This window comes from Mycobacterium uberis (assembly GCF_003408705.1).
Taxonomy (GTDB): Bacteria; Actinomycetota; Actinomycetes; order Mycobacteriales; family Mycobacteriaceae; genus Mycobacterium; species Mycobacterium uberis.
In genome coordinates, this window is the sequence record NZ_QAYL01000002.1 from 209590 (window position 1) to 224561 (window position 14972).

Consider the following 14972-nt stretch of genomic DNA (forward strand, 5'->3'; position numbering starts at 1 on the left):
ACTCCGATCGGCTTGTCCTACGGGGGACTTAGACGTCCGCCAGCGGACACGGACACACAAGTGTTGGTGCGCACGGTTTACTTTGCAGCATTCATCACCACCTTGTCTTCGGGAGCGCGACGAGAATTCTGCTTGCTAGCCAACCGACAGCGCCCACAAACCGCCGGGATAGTCCACACCAGAGTCTATGAGAGTGTCTGTACAGCAACAATTGTGAATGACTTCTGATATGCCATCGCAGCGCGGGAAAGCCCACTTCGGCGAATAGCTCCATAACCATGGTTTCGGCCCCAAACCAACTTACTTTCTCCCGAAGTTCCATGTTCGGTCTTCGTCGAAACACGGGCAAATCGGGTTGTCTTCTAGGTGCCGCGGGAAGATCAAAGCCCTAATTGCTCCTCGTTGCGCCGATATCTCGAGACACCCCCAGCCGGTTCTTGGCTTGCTGAAGCGCTTTTAACGACGTTAGAAAACTTGTTACTGCAAGCTATACTCGCCCCGAAGGCACACCTTCGCTGCTCCAGTGATTCACATCAGCACGCGAGACCTAGTACGGCTGTGAACTAGCACCGCGGGTGCGGGTGCACGGCTCTCTGCACATTGTCCGTCAATGACAGATGGCTAGGTCGCGCCGAACCCTACATCCAAATCGGTGTAGACCATATTACCGTAGGTAATTACAGCTTAACTGGATACCGCCATACCAGACTCCAGTGCGGGGCACCATACTAGGCCACAACCGCATCACATGCAAACTCGCGCCACCGTGACCCATCATCACCCAGTATTCCCTCGCCGCCACTCATACCCATCGATATCGGCATGGCGTCACCGGCAGGAACCCCGGTCATCGCCACAGCGTTTGACATCGCCCCCAACCCCGGCAACGCTGCCACCGCCGACTGTACCTGCGTGGTCCAACCGCTCCAGGCCACTGATCCTGCCACTAACACGCCCGAAACCTCCTGCGACATAACCCCGTCAACCCCGTCAGATTCAGCGGCAGTGCACTAAAATGGCATCAGTATCGGCACAACCGACGTTGCCCCTAGGTAATTAGGCCGCCATGGCGGCCACATCCTGAACCTATATCTCCACATATGGAAACTCCGTGGTCGCGATCGCTGGAGCATTAATACCGAAGATGTTCGCCGCCAACAAAGACAATAACGTCATCCGACTCACAGTCACCTCCACCACCGGCGACACCGTAGCAGCCAACGCCGTCACTGCCGCTCGAGCCTGACTAGCCTCCAACTCCGCCTGTCCAGCCGCCGCGCTCAACCACCCTACTTACAGCGCGGCTGCCGCCATCGACACCGATGCCGGACCCGCCCACTCGCCAACCCCGCAATCCTCGCGGAAGACTGACGATGCCGACGCCTGCAAATCCAATACCAGCCTATACCAGGCCGTCGCTGCCACAAATAACGACCACAAACCCACATCAGAAAATATTCTCGTAGAGTTAATCTCGAATGTAAAACACGAAAAGTCCAGAATCATAACAACTTCAATCCAGCAAATCGTACCAGTCTACCCAACAATCACTCATCCAAAAATTACCCACTTCTATCACTGGATCACAGGACAATCCTCTGCTACAATTCCAGATTTTACCAAGCCCTTTCCACCACCCCGACAACATTATTTAGCAATTGTATCACCACTCCGACTGACCTAAGAGAACTCTCGAGAAACCGCTACGTAAGGCGGCACGTCATTAGACAACGACAACGGATTTTGACGGTGAAGAATAGGTGAAGAATACAAATGATGAACGGCAATAAGTTTCGTGGAACTGAGCTTGAAAAGAGACGACCACCTTACGGTCAGTGGCGTATCATGCGACGTGTCGGATCGATGCTTCAACAAATTGCTTAAAATAATTCTAAAACGAACTCAAATCGAATGATTTCCCGAGCAGCTGTACCTCCTACAATGGGTATTCCCATCCACCCGACCCGCGTTACCACCGGCGACCCCCACCCCGCATTTTCAATGTCTCTGACCACCAGCCGGCAAGCACCGTCGCACATCCTAGAAACCCCGCGCCAGCTCTGGACTCAGTCACCTTGCGCGGGCCGGCAACTGGCCCCAACCCGACAAGCGAACGGCAACCATATCGACTCAGAGCCCAGTAAGCGGTACACCGGCGCTGCGATATCAAGCAACAACCAAAAGTAATTAACGAACAACTTCGTCAACACTGGTGCCATTCGCCGCTTCGTGGGATATCACCTACTGGTAGGGACTTGACACGCTCCAACGACCTGGAGGCAGCTCCTAGCTGCCCTTGAGCCGCACTGCAAGGTAATCAGCAACGTTGGTCATCGCGACCCGCTCCTGCGTCATGGCGTCACGCTCGCGTACGGTAACGGCGTTATCGTCAAGTGATTCGAAGTCCACTGTCACGCAAAACGGTGTACCAACCTCATCCTGACGCCGGTAGCGTCGCCCAATAGCGCCGGCATCGTCAAATTCGATATTCCAACATTTGCGCAACTCCGCGACCAAATCACGGGCTTTGGGGCTCAAATCGGCGTGCCGAGATAACGGCAGCACAGCGGCCTTGATCGGCGCCAACCGCGGATCCAGTCGAAGTAGCGCACGTTTATCCATCCCGCCCTTAGTATTTGGGGCTTCATCCTCGGTGTAAGCGTCAATCAAGAACGCCATGAACGATCGATTCAGACCGGCTGCCGGTTCGATAACGTACGGCGTGTACCGAATATCGTTGACCTGATCGTAAAACGACAGATCAACCCCGGAATACTTTGCGTGCGTTGACAAGTCAAAATCAGTTCGGTTAGCAACACCTTCCAATTCGCCCCAACGGCTACCGACAAAGCCGAACTTGTATTCAATGTCGACGGTACGGTCAGAATAGTGCGACAACTTGTCCTTCGGATGTTCGAACAGCCGTAGGTTCTGCGGATGAATACCGAGTTCGACATACCACTGCATCCGTGTATCGATCCAATATTGGTGCCAGTCTCTCGCGGTCGATGGCTCCACGAAAAACTCCATCTCCATCTGTTCAAACTCGCGAGTACGAAAGATGAAGTTGCCCGGGGTGATCTCGTTGCGAAAACTCTTACCAATTTGCCCAATACCGAACGGTGGCTTGCGACGGACAGTCGTCACTACATTTACAAAGTTGATGAAGATGCCCTGCGCTGTCTCAGGTCGCAGGTAGTGCAATCCTTCCTCAGTCTCGATCGGCCCGAGATAAGTCTTAAGCATCATGTTGAACTCGCGCGGGTCCGTCCACTGGCCAGGCTCACCGGTGTCCGGATCGCGAATATCGGCCAAGCCGTTGGGCGGCGGCTGCCCATGTTTAGCTTCGTAGGCCTCGATCAGATGATCAGCGCGGTAACGCTTGTGAGTGATCAACGACTCAACCAGTGGATCGTGGAAGACCTCGACATGGCCAGACGCCACCCATACCTGCCGCGGCAGGATGATCGACGAATCGATTCCTACAACATCGTCCCGGCTGGTTACCACTGAGCGCCACCATTGGCGTTTAATGTTTTCCTTGAACTCTACCCCTAGCGGACCGTAATCCCACGCCGATTTTATGCCGCCGTAAATCTCGCCCGCAGGATAAACAAAACCGCGCCGCTTAGCCAGGTTAACCACAGTATCGATGACGGATGCCACGAGACAGGGCACTCCTTCTTTGATCAGGACGGTCGCACAGCGGCGAACCGCGTGCACAAAGCATTCAGTCATGGTAACGATCGCTGCCACCGTTTTTGACATGCGTCATCATGCATGTGACAGTGGAATTACTCTAACGGACTCAATACCAGGCACTGCTCGAAGGTGATGACCTGAATTATGGTGACGTCCCCGTCAACATCGACCACCGCTGACCGCCCACCCGCGATCGTGACCGCCAACTTAAGCTCAGGTTTAGTTGGGGGTCACAAGCACGACGCTGATGGGATTTCGAGGCTAGCAGACTACCCCGCGCCTCCATCCCGGGAAATTTTGGACGCAGCCGGGGAGTTGCTACGCGCGCTGGCCGCACCCGTGCGGATCGCCATCGTACTGCAACTGCGTGAATCTCAGCGGTGTGTCCACGAACTGGTCGATGCACTAGACGTACCACAGCCACTAGTTAGTCAACACCTGAAAATCCTCAAGGCGGCGAGGATAGTCGCCGGAGAGCGGTCCGGCCGCGAGGTGCTTTACCGACTTGCCGACCACCACCTGGCACACATCGTCGTTGATGCTGTCACCCATGCTGGCGAGGATACGCTGTGACCCACGCCAACGATGACGCAATGGAGACGCAGCCCGCTGACAAAGGACGAAGCGGTGAGGGGGGGCGGCACACATGATGACTGGAGCCAGCGTCCGCTCTACCCGACAACGCACAGCAATATCGACACTGTTGGAGACGCTCGAGGACTTCCGCTCAGCCCAGGAACTGCATGACGAGCTGCGCCGTCGAGGCGAGACTATCGGCTTGACCACCGTCTACCGGACCTTGCAATCGATGGCAGCGGCGGGAGCAGTCGACACGTTGCGCACCGATACCGGCGAATCGGTCTATCGCAGGTGTTCTGAACACCATCACCACCATCTGGTGTGCCGAGGCTGCGGTTCTACCATCGAGGTTGGCGATCACGAAGTCGAGGCATGGGCGGCCGAAATGGCCGCCAAACATGGATTCTCTGACGTCAGCCACACCATCGAAATCTTCGGCACCTGCTCAGAGTGCCTGTCTTGAAACTGCTTCAAGGCGCCCCCCGTACAGCTCGGCTCACGACGTTAATGCACGGCGTATCTGGACACCCGTATCCAGTACCAGCAGGATCAATATGCGCAACGCATCATCAGTCAAACCGGCACCCGGAAAGTTGTATCGCAGCATCACGTCCGCAGTTTTGAGCCCAGGTTTTCCGGAGTTACGCTGCGCGACCTGCTCGCTGACCTTCTCCACCAGGATCACCGTGCCGAGATTAGTGTCGCGCGCATACTGTGCCACCCGATCGCCGATCTTCTTGGTTAGCGGCAAATCCCACGCCAATATCTGAGTAAGTGACACCAAGTCGAGGTCGGAAACGATATTGACCACCCGCAATGATGCGAACGTATCGTCGATGCGCACCGTGAGCGCGCCGTCAGGTTCCGCTTCAGCGGGTAACACGCCGCGCAGGACCAATGAGAGTCGCTCATGTAAAGAGGTCACTATGCGCTCCCAAAGCGTCGATTGCGTGACGCGTATTCCTCGCACGCCGCCCACAACTCACGGCGGTCGTAGTCGGGCCACAACTTGTCTTGAAAGATGTATTCGGCATACGCCGCCTGCCACAGCAGGAAATTGCTAGACCTTTGCTCCCCCGAGGTCCGCAGAAACAGGTCGACATCGGGTATATCGGGTAGATGCAAGTTCCGGGCCACCGTGGACTCGGTGATCCGCTCCGGATTGAGCCGGCCCATAGCTGCCAGACGAGCAATTTTTCTTGCAGATTCTGCGATTTCGGTGCGGCCACCGTAGTTGACGCAGTAGTTGACTGTGATGACGTCGTTATTCACCGTCATCTGCTCCGCGATCTCGAGTTCTTTGAGAACACTGCGCCACAACCGAGGTCGTGAACCCAACCAGCGGATCCGGACACCCATCGCGTTGAGGTTGTCCCGACGGCGACGCACCATGTCTCGGTTAAAACCCATCAAGAAGCGAACTTCCTCGGGAGAACGCTTCCAGTTTTCAGTGGAAAAAGCGTAGACGCTGAGCCACTTGATCCCGAGTTCAATAGCGCCACAGACGACGTCAATGACAACCGCCTCGCCCATTTTGTGGCCTTCGGTGCGGTGCAGTCCACGTTGGTTGGCCCAACGACCATTGCCGTCCATCACGATGGCGACATGAGTCGGCAATTGAGCAGCCGGGATTCGTGGAGCGACGGCTTTCGACGTGTGCTGCGGTGGTCGACTAGGCCCTCCGTCGGGTGATGACGGCAACGCCGGAAAGACAACCGGCCATATCGATTTGTCGGGAAAGGTCGGGTAGTCATCGGACGCGGCGGGCAGCTGCGGAAAATCTGTGGACTTCAGCTTGCGCTCATTCCTAACCACAGGGCATATCCTGCCTCACCAACGCTGTGCGCAGCTCAGCGATGGACCGATCACCCTGGCACGTCCGCTCCACCAGCGGTAACGTTTTCAGCTGCCGTTCCAGATGCCACTGCAGGTGTGCGGCCACCAATCCGCTGACGTAGCTGCGGTGGGACTGCGGCGCCTGCCGCGCGGCTTCCCAATCGCCATCATGCAGCGCAGACATCAATTCCAGCACAGCCAGCGGCGGTGTAGTCGAACCGGCCGGACGGCAGTGCACACATACACTACCCCCAGCAGCAATGTGAAACGCCCGATGCGGACCGGGCGTGGCACAGCGGGCGCACTCAGTCAGCGCTGGAGCCCATCCGGCGATCCGCATGGCACGCAGTAGATAGGCATCCAGCACCAAGTCGCGAGGCCGGCTTCCGTCAGCCACCGCACGCAGCGCGCCCACCGTAAGCCGATGCAGAGCCGGGGCAGGTGCCCGTTCTTCACCAGCAAGACGTTCGGCAGTTTCCAGTATCACGCACCCACAAGTGTACCGACCGTAGTCGCTGACGATGTCGGTGACGAACGCGTCAATCGAAACGACCTGAGTAACAATATCGAGGTTGCGGCCAGGGTGTAGTTGCGCGTCGATATGCGCGAACGGCTCGAGTCGGGCGCCGAATTTACTACGCGTGCGACGCACACCTTTGGCCACCGCACGCACCAACCCGTGATCGCGGGTCAGCAAAGTGACGATCCGGTCGGCTTCGCCGAGCTTGTGCTGACGTAGCACTACCGCCCGGTCCCGATATAGCCGCATCACAACAGTTTTGCACCCCACCGCAACATAGTCGGTATCCGCGCCGATAGTCTCGTAACCCGTGGTTGGCGCTTCTGGGTCCGCTTCTGGGGCCATCTCGGCATCCGGCGACCAGCGCCTGCCCACACTAACTGACTTGCTTTACCAACTGGCCACACACTCAGTGACTGCCCGAGAATTGGTGCAACGTTCTCTGCAGGCCATCGAGGCCAGCCAGCCCACGTTGAACGCTTTCCGTGTGGTGCTCACCCAGTCCGCGCTGTCTGACGCGGCAACCGCAGACCGGCGACGGGCTGACGGCGACACGGCGCCGTTGCTCGGCATCCCGATCGCGATCAAGGATGACGTTGACGTGGCAGGAGTGCCAACCGCCTTTGGCACCGAAGGGCATGTGCGATCCGCCGCCCATGACGCCGAGGTCGTTCGCCGCCTAAAGGCGGCCGGTGCGGTCATCGTCGGCAAAACCAACACCTGTGAACTGGGCCAATGGCCATTCACCAGCGGGCCCGGATTCGGGCATACCCGTAATCCCTGGTCGCGTCAGCACACGCCAGGAGGGTCGTCTGGCGGTAGCGCGGCCGCGGTGGCCGCAGGCCTGGTAACCGCCGCCATCGGCTCCGATGGCGGCGGTAGCATCCGCATCCCCGCAGCATGGACACACCTAGTAGGCATCAAACCGCAACGCGGGCGTATCTCTACCTGGCCGTTACCGGAAGCGTTCAACGGCATCACGGTCAATGGGGTGCTAGCCCGCACGGTGGCTGATGCGGCATTGGTGCTCGACGCGGCGTCCGGCAACGTCGAGGGTGACCGACACCAACCCCGCCCGGTGACGGTATCCGACTATCTCGGCATCGCGCCTGGTCCACTCAACATCGCGCTGTCCACCCGATTCCCGTTCACAGGGTTTCGGGCCAAGTTACATCCAGAAATCTTGGCTGCTACGCAAATGATGGCCAAGCAACTCGAACTGCTTGGCCACACCGTAGTAACCGGCAACCCGGACTACGGCCTGCGGCTGTCGTGGAACTTTCTCGCCCGGTCCACCTCCGGTCTGGTGGACTGGCAGGAAAGGCTGGGCGATGACGTCTCCCTGGACCGCCGCACCGTTGCCAATCTGCGCACGGGTCATGTGCTCGGGGAGGCGATTCTGCGTAACGCGCGCCACCACGAAGCCGCCGACCAGCGTCGCGTCGGTTCGATCTTCGACATCGTCGACGTCATCCTGGCGCCGACCACCGCGCAGCCACCACCATTGGCACACACTTTCGACCGATTGGGCTCCTTTCGCACTGATCGCGCCATGATCGCCGCGTGCCCAGTGACGTGGCCGTGGAACGTGCTGGGTTGGCCGTCGATCAACGTGCCGGCAGGTTTCACCGCCGAGGGGTTGCCAATCGGTGTACAGCTAATGGGACCAGCAAACAGCGAAGGCATACTGATCTCGCTGGCCGCCGAACTGGAAGCTGTTTGTGGCTGGGCAACCAAGCAACCGAAGGTATGGTGGAACACTGTCACACCGCCGAACTCTGTGGACGATTGAACTCGTCAAAAACCTAGTCGGTCAAGCTGTTTGGAGTTACATTGCCAATTCTTGGCGACCTTGACATGCAAGTCGAGATAGATCTTGGTCCCCAACAACTTCTCGATCTGGCCACGTGCCGCGGTACCCACTTCCCGCAACCGGGCGCCGCTCTTGCCGATGACGATTCCTTTCTGACTAGGACGCTCGACATAAAGCGCAGCGTACACGTCAATCAAGTCGTCACGCCCTGCTCTCGGGCGGACCTCGTCGATCACCACAGCCAACGAATGTGGCAGCTCGTCATGCACTCCTTCCAACGCGGCCTCGCGAATCAACTCTGCCATCAGAAGCTCTTCCGGCTCGTCGGTCAGTTCACCGTCGGGGTAATACGCCGGACCCGGCGGCAAAGCCGCAGCCAGCACATCGACCAGCACGTCGACCTGTTCATCCGTCACAGCCGACACCGGAACAATTTCGACTGAGTCGAAGACGAGGTCGCTGACAGCGACCAGCTGTGCAGACAGCCGGTCTTTGGGGACTTTGTCGAGCTTAGTAACGATAACGACGAGCGTCGTTTTCGGGGCAGTCGACCGGATCTGATCTACAATCCATCGATCTCCCGGACCGATTGCCTCGTCAGCCGGGATGCACAGCCCGATGACATCTACTTCGGTATAGGTGTCATGCACCAAGTCGTTGAGTCGCTTACCCAGCAGCGTACGCGGCCGATGCAGACCGGGAGTGTCGACCAGAACAATCTGGAAGTTGCCCTCCCTATGCACGATCCCACGAACGGTATGCCGCGTGGTCTGCGGCTTCATCGAAGTGATCGCTACCTTGGCGCCAACCAACGCGTTGATCAGCGTCGATTTGCCGGTATTCGGTCGGCCGATCAAACATACGAAGCCCGAACGGAATTCGGCCATGTCAGGTTACCGCCGAATTTCGCACCAAGTGCACAGTCTTCGTCATAACAGATTCCCGGCTCTATCAGTCAGTATTACCACTGCTGCTGGAGCCAGTTCATGCACCGTAGCGATACCGAGATGGTCCACGGACCCGGCCATCAGCACGGCGACCTCCAACCTACTCACCCCACTGGACGCGGCGACGACCGCCGCCTGCAGGCCGGTCAGCTCGAGCGTTAACAAGGTCACCGGCACAGAGGCATATACGTGCGGCCGTCGACGTTACGGACCGTAGCACCGCTGCCAGGGGTCACCAACTTGATATCCTTAGCATTCAGTGACTCAGCCAGCCAACCGCCGTTGGCACCATCGGAACCGTCAGATTTGGCCCGGCTCAGCAGCACGGTGCCGATCTGCACTTGTCCCCAAAGATCGGGGTCATTCTCAGCGCGCAGCCGCAAACCATGTGACACCACTTCAGCGCCAGGCAACGGGATACGGCCCAGGTTCAGAGCCAGCAAACCTCCCACCACATTAGCATTGAGACCATCGTCAAATTCCATGCCGTATAACTCACTAACGTCTTCGATCGACAGTCGCGCTGAAACCCGAAAACTCTTGTAGCCCAAATCTTCTACTGAACCTATTTCAGCGTTGTCATACCCGTCAGCGATATTGCCGACAATTTCTTCTAGCACGTCTTCGATACTGATCAAGCCAGCTATCGCACCGTACTCGTCGGCCAACAGTACCATGGGATTGCAGTCACACTGCATTTCGCGCAGCAACATATCCAACCGGCTTGGAGTCCGGAACAAAAACTGTTGGACGCATCACCTGTGCCACAGTCGTGGTCTGGCCGTGATCCGGCGAAAAGAACACATAATGTGCAAGGTCTTTCACGTACACCACCCCAATGATATCGCCTCCAGAATACGTGAATAACCGATAAGTACAGCCAAAGTTGTCGCTTGAGCGGCCGACTTGTAACTTCCAATCGAGTTCATCTCAGTGCATCACACCATCACCTCACGGACTGGGGTGTTACCAAGTCCGACGACTGATTCGATCGTCCGGCGTTCGTCGGCGGCAACCACGCCACGCTGCTGCACCAGATCGACGACTTTGCGGAACTCAACTTTGGACGCAAACGGCTCGTCTCGCAGGACGCGAACCAGGGTCAACGCATTGCCGACAACCGCCAGCAACCGAACGATCGGCATCAACAGTCATGAGATCGCCTGCGACGGAAAGGCTGTCGCCAATGAAATAGAATATGCGTTCTGGCGAGACAGTATGCGTGTGTCAACGTCGACAACCACGAAGCTGACCACCACCGCGATTGTCGCGGAGCCGAACAAAACTCAGCCCAAGCCGAGAGTGCCGTAAAGGAGCACCACTAGCAGTATGATCGCTGTAATTTCACATGCGATCCACAGCAGTACTGCCAGATTTATGTAGCGTGACCGACCGGCCGTCACCTTGAACAGCCTGCCCCTAATTTTAGGCAGCTCGTCGCGAACTAGCCCCTGCACCCGGGTCAGCTACACAGTAGCTGATAGCAGCGTCGATCGCAGCGAAGAGCCTACCCAATCCAATCAACACGATCACGCCGAGTAATTGATTTAGACCGGTCACAAGTGATCGAAATACCTTGACTTGTCTAGCAGTCGACAGTCCTTTTCGTTCTGACGATCGTACTGATAGGCCTGGACCTGTTCGGCTACCCACTCTTCCAGTAACCGGTCCTGCAAGGCGAACATTTCCTTCTTCTCGTCTGGCTCACCGTGGTCGTAGCCGAGCAAGTGAAGCACACCGTGAATTGTCAGAAGCGCCAACTCATGTCCGAGGCTGTGGCCCGCTGCAGCCGCCTGCTGCACGGCGAACTCTGGGCACAGCGCAATGTCACCCAACATGAAGAGCCCTGGTTCAGGGGCGTCGGGTCGACCACCCGGCTCGAGTTCGTCCATAGGAAAGCTCATGACGTCCGTCGGCCCAGGTAGATCCATCCAGCGCATATGTAGATCGGCCATCGCCGCGGTGTCCAGTAGCACCATCGACAGCTCCGCGCCTGGGTTGACGTCCATTTTGACGATGACAAACCGCGCGACGCTGATCAGTTCTGCTTCGGAGACGTCGATACCTGACTCGTTAGATATTTCAATACTCATAAAACACTCATACGACTGTTCACACCACCATCATCGACGACTGCGAACGCCCGCCAAGCCGCCCGATTCATCCTCAAGTCTGGCTCCTTGTATTTGGCATAGGCTTCGACGCCCTCTGACGCCAACCAGTAACGCACCACGTCCAAACTGGCCAGCCCCGCGACATGAATGTCGTCAATATTTTCCAGGATATCGACTGCCGCACGCAAACCCAACCCAGCATCGCCCGGCAGATCAACCTGAGTGACATTCCCGGTGACAACGACTTTCAATCCAAAACCCAGTCGGATGAGGAACATCTTCATCTGCTCGGCGGCGGTAGAATCGCGTATCGCCCGGACGATGAACGCATCGTTAAGTGTGCGACCCCGCATATGCTTTAGCAATGCCATCTTGATAACGTCGGCAGACATCAGCTCCGGGATCAGCTCGGAGTCCATCATGTCGTACAGCGGATACAGATAAAAGTCTGTCTTCTCACTCAGGCTTCCTGAGAAAAAGCCAAGGAAATCAACGGCTTCCACTACCAGCCAAGTCAAAATGATCCAGGCCATCTGCTTGGTCCGCAATGCATTGACCGCCTTGACCATACACCAGCCAGAGCGGCAATCTCCTTCTACAAACGACTCACAACACCACCCGCTTTACCGACGGACTCACGGCTACCAGAACATCCACACAGTAGATCAACTCACACAACCCATCGACCCACACCACAACCCACACCACAACCCACACCACCACACCCCACATAAAACAAAACCACACAACACTCAACAAGAAGATGCATTCGGTCACATTGAGTTCTTTGATCCAAGCCAACCGGTTTTGATGGTCTGCAATCGCCAACTCGCATGCAACTGCATGAGTTTTCCTATCCTGGTGCATCTCACCTTCCTGATACTAGGAGCGCTGAATCACGACAGCCAACGTTCCTGCACGAGTTCTGTGACACAGCGGAAGCCCATCTTGGGGTAGTCCGCAAGAAATTGTTGAATCTGTACAAGCTCGAGCACAGTATCTCTGGGTTAACAAGACGGCGGACGTGATCTGCCGCGGTGGATCTGGCGCTGACTGAGTGGTGCTCAAAGACCTCTTCAAATCGGCGGAACCGTAGCCGGTTTGACTGGCTGGATCGTGGCATAAGACAACCCGCCATGTTGAGCCACTTGACGGTTAAGTATCCGTTGGGTTGTGCCTCGGATGCCATTGTGATCTTACTTTAACTCTAGGCAATAACTTGCAATAGCGTCGATATTGGAATTTGTTGCACGCCAATGATACAAATCAGCGGCAGCGATCCCAGATAGGCGTTGCCGTCGCATACGAAGTGGCTGTGACCTGCTGTAGAGGAGACAGAAGCGTGCATACCGTCAAGAACATCCACCCGTTAATATGGTTGATCCAGTTGCTTTTTCGCGTTTCTATATACCTGTATCGAATGGGGCTCGGTCCGATATTCGGACGACACTTGCTTCTTCTTCGTCCTGCCAGGCGAGTATTGAGGATACAACGTTAACAGATCCTGGCAGTTGTCGAACATGATCCAACCGATAACAGTTTTATTGTCACGTCGGGATGGGGACCGACCGCTGCATGGTACCGCAACGTCGTCTACATGCCCTAGGCCACGATTCAAGTTGATAGGCATACCATACCTATAACAGCGGCGCAGCTGATCGAGGACAAAAACGTGGAAACCTTTGCCAGAACACCACAGTTCCGTGAAATATCTGCTCCCCTCGTATTCGGCTTCTCAGTCAATGGCGCCGAGGCCGACTCCCAAGCAATGGGATGGCACCTGTCATTCATCCGAGTTGACTAGAGGCGCTCTTGGACCCCCGTGGCCAAACGAGTTTCGTCAACTTTCCCTGACACGACTTCAGGGGCTACCTTTATTGCCATACATGGTGGGCCGATGCCCGAGTGTTTTGGCTACCTCGACGATCGTGGTATCAACGACGTCGGCCCACTCAAGCGTCCGGGAACGGTGTGGGCAAGCACTCGTCAATGATCCGCGTCTCGGCATGCTAGTTAGCAACGAATTCACCGTGCCTGTTTTGAGTGTAGATCTCGGCGGATTAGCCACACTTGCGTGATTTTCTGGCCAGCACCTTGATAGCCTCGTCGTCGGAGAGCTGTCTCGCCTGTTTACCCGAGAATTCCTCGTTTTGGATCTTTGCCAGCAGCATGCGGAGAGTCACGGTTCGCAACTTGATCCTGGGTCCTCATCGCTCCGGTCAAATCTTCCCGGAGCTAAGACTTTAGTTCCTCCATCTTCTAGAAGCTAATCACCACAGCACTTACGTTACTGTCCAACGTTTAACAGACGTTTAGAAAAACACCGACCGCCGATCCTATGGAACCATTACGAACGACCACGGCGGCTACCCACAGTAAGCACGCCTCCCCCTGACGATCCGGTGAGCTCATCACCTGGGTTCCGCCGGCCAACTATCCCTGCCGGGATACACCACGCCACCCAGTTACGGTGGTTCGTTTGGCTATAGCTCAGCATCGGGATACAGAGCACCGCTCGACTATGGGCCGCCGTTCGAGTTTTCCGTACGGTCCGCTACCACTGGTCCCGGCAGTGGCCAAACCCGGGATTATCCCGCTGCAGCCGTTGACCCTGAACAATATCTTTAACGACGTGGTCGACGTGCTGTTCGCACCCGTGCCGATTGCACTAGAGAGACTTCCAGTCACCGCTGTGATCACCAGATCCTTTACACTGGCTCGTAATAACCTCTGGCGAGTACTCGGCATCCAACTGCTAGCATTCCTCGTGGAGATTGTTGTTGCCGACACTGTCACAGTACCATTCGCAATCGCAGAAAACATGCTACTGACCCAGGACAACAGCGACCAGTATCCTGCTCCTGTACACCACAATTACGTCCATCGAGTCGGCGATCGATCAAATCATTACCACGCCATTCAATGCCGGATGCATCGTACTGCTCTACACCGATCGACGAATGCGCGCCGAAGTATTCGGCCTGGTGCTGAAGACCGATGCCGCCGGCGGACACTACGAGGTCGTATCCACCGACAACCTCTGGCTAACCTGACCTGGCCCTAGTAAGAACTGAGCGAGAATCAGCTGACTAGTTCCTTCCATCGACATCGACCGCGATAACGCACACCAGGACGCACAGAACGAGCTCTCCAAACCTATTTACAGCAAAGCTTTTGCAACACAACAATTCATCGAATGGATCAACAAACTATTGCACCGTCTGCTAGAGAAAACGTCTTCGATCCCGAGCTGGTGGTTCACCACCACGGTGCTGCTCAATTCTGTTGGTTGTCATGGCGATAGTCACCATCCACGTCGTGCGGCGCGCCATGCGAACCAATCGAGGTAATGACAGCTTATTATTCGACGCCGCTCAACTCACAGCGGACCAACATCAGAAGACCACTAAAAAGCTAAACGACGGAGAGAAATCAAGAAACACCTGTTACGCGCTGTAGTA

At 56.4% G+C, this 14972-nt stretch carries 11 protein-coding genes and 6 pseudogenes; 4 read left to right on the top strand and 13 right to left on the bottom strand.

Annotation, left to right across the window (positions count from 1 at the left end):
* Positions 1–728: 728 nt before the first annotated feature.
* From MUBE_RS16915 to MUBE_RS03090, 3 genes and pseudogenes are all read right to left on the bottom strand, one after another.
* On the bottom strand, positions 729–974 hold the full coding sequence (locus tag MUBE_RS16915) for a hypothetical protein (RefSeq protein ID WP_243632780.1): 246 nt from the start codon (positions 972–974) through the stop codon (positions 729–731).
* 112 nt (positions 975–1086) lie between these two features.
* Positions 1087–1506: pseudogene (locus MUBE_RS16920) on the bottom strand (PPE family protein).
* Positions 1507–2286: 780 nt separating this feature from the next.
* The gene (locus MUBE_RS03090) at positions 2287–3666 is read right to left on the bottom strand and encodes a glycine--tRNA ligase (RefSeq protein ID WP_424399024.1); all 1380 of its coding nucleotides are present in this window, start codon (positions 3664–3666) and stop codon (positions 2287–2289) included.
* Positions 3667–3846: 180 nt separating this feature from the next.
* Between MUBE_RS03090 and MUBE_RS03095 the strand changes: the two genes are divergently transcribed.
* Together MUBE_RS03095 and MUBE_RS03100 are read left to right on the top strand one after the other, a co-directional pair.
* Positions 3847–4275, top strand: a complete 429-nt coding sequence (locus MUBE_RS03095; RefSeq protein ID WP_116539439.1) for an ArsR/SmtB family transcription factor — start codon at positions 3847–3849, stop codon at positions 4273–4275.
* 76 nt (positions 4276–4351) lie between these two features.
* Complete coding sequence (locus tag MUBE_RS03100) at positions 4352–4744, top strand: Fur family transcriptional regulator (RefSeq protein ID WP_116539518.1); 393 nt, start codon at positions 4352–4354, stop codon at positions 4742–4744.
* A gap of 33 nt (positions 4745–4777) precedes the next feature.
* Here MUBE_RS03100 and MUBE_RS03105 read toward each other — a convergent pair whose 3' ends face one another.
* From MUBE_RS03105 to recO, 3 genes are read right to left on the bottom strand one after another with little or no spacing between them, the layout of a single operon-like run.
* Entirely contained in the window at positions 4778–5206 is a 429-nt protein-coding gene (locus MUBE_RS03105) for a hypothetical protein (protein ID WP_116539440.1), read from the bottom strand.
* On the bottom strand, positions 5206–6096 hold the full coding sequence (locus MUBE_RS03110; RefSeq protein ID WP_116539441.1) for a decaprenyl diphosphate synthase: 891 nt from the start codon (positions 6094–6096) through the stop codon (positions 5206–5208). The genes MUBE_RS03105 and MUBE_RS03110 overlap by 1 nt, the downstream gene beginning before the upstream one ends.
* On the bottom strand, positions 6089–6886 hold the full coding sequence (gene recO / locus MUBE_RS03115) for a DNA repair protein RecO (protein WP_116539519.1): 798 nt from the start codon (positions 6884–6886) through the stop codon (positions 6089–6091). The genes MUBE_RS03110 and recO overlap by 8 nt, the downstream gene beginning before the upstream one ends.
* A 61-nt stretch (positions 6887–6947) precedes the next feature.
* Here recO and MUBE_RS03120 point away from each other — a divergent pair, with 61 nt between their 5' ends.
* The gene (locus tag MUBE_RS03120) at positions 6948–8429 is read left to right on the top strand and encodes an amidase (RefSeq protein WP_116539442.1); all 1482 of its coding nucleotides are present in this window, start codon (positions 6948–6950) and stop codon (positions 8427–8429) included.
* 5 nt (positions 8430–8434) lie between these two features.
* Here MUBE_RS03120 and era read toward each other — a convergent pair whose 3' ends face one another.
* The 7 genes and pseudogenes from era to MUBE_RS03155 form a co-directional block, all read right to left on the bottom strand.
* Entirely contained in the window at positions 8435–9337 is a 903-nt protein-coding gene (gene era / locus MUBE_RS03125) for a GTPase Era (protein WP_116539443.1), read from the bottom strand.
* 42 nt (positions 9338–9379) lie between these two features.
* Positions 9380–9669 (bottom strand): annotated as a pseudogene (locus MUBE_RS03130) (cytidine deaminase).
* 18 nt (positions 9670–9687) lie between these two features.
* A pseudogene (locus MUBE_RS03135) lies at positions 9688–10957 on the bottom strand (hemolysin family protein); the annotation flags it as partial.
* The gene (gene ybeY, locus MUBE_RS03140; protein WP_116539445.1) at positions 10954–11490 is read right to left on the bottom strand and encodes an rRNA maturation RNase YbeY; all 537 of its coding nucleotides are present in this window, start codon (positions 11488–11490) and stop codon (positions 10954–10956) included. The pseudogene MUBE_RS03135 and the gene ybeY, both read right to left, overlap by 4 nt.
* Positions 11487–12080, bottom strand: a pseudogene (locus MUBE_RS03145) (PhoH family protein); the annotation flags it as partial. The gene ybeY and the pseudogene MUBE_RS03145, both read right to left, overlap by 4 nt.
* 37 nt (positions 12081–12117) lie before the next feature.
* Entirely contained in the window at positions 12118–12378 is a 261-nt protein-coding gene (locus MUBE_RS03150) for a hypothetical protein (protein ID WP_165849666.1), read from the bottom strand.
* Between the two features lie 933 nt (positions 12379–13311).
* Positions 13312–13722, bottom strand: a pseudogene (locus MUBE_RS03155) (GatB/YqeY domain-containing protein).
* 430 nt (positions 13723–14152) lie between these two features.
* On the opposite strand from MUBE_RS03155, the pseudogene MUBE_RS19785 reads away from it, so the two are divergent.
* Positions 14153–14564, top strand: a pseudogene (locus MUBE_RS19785) (hypothetical protein); the annotation flags it as partial.
* Between the last annotated feature and the right edge of the window lie 408 nt (positions 14565–14972).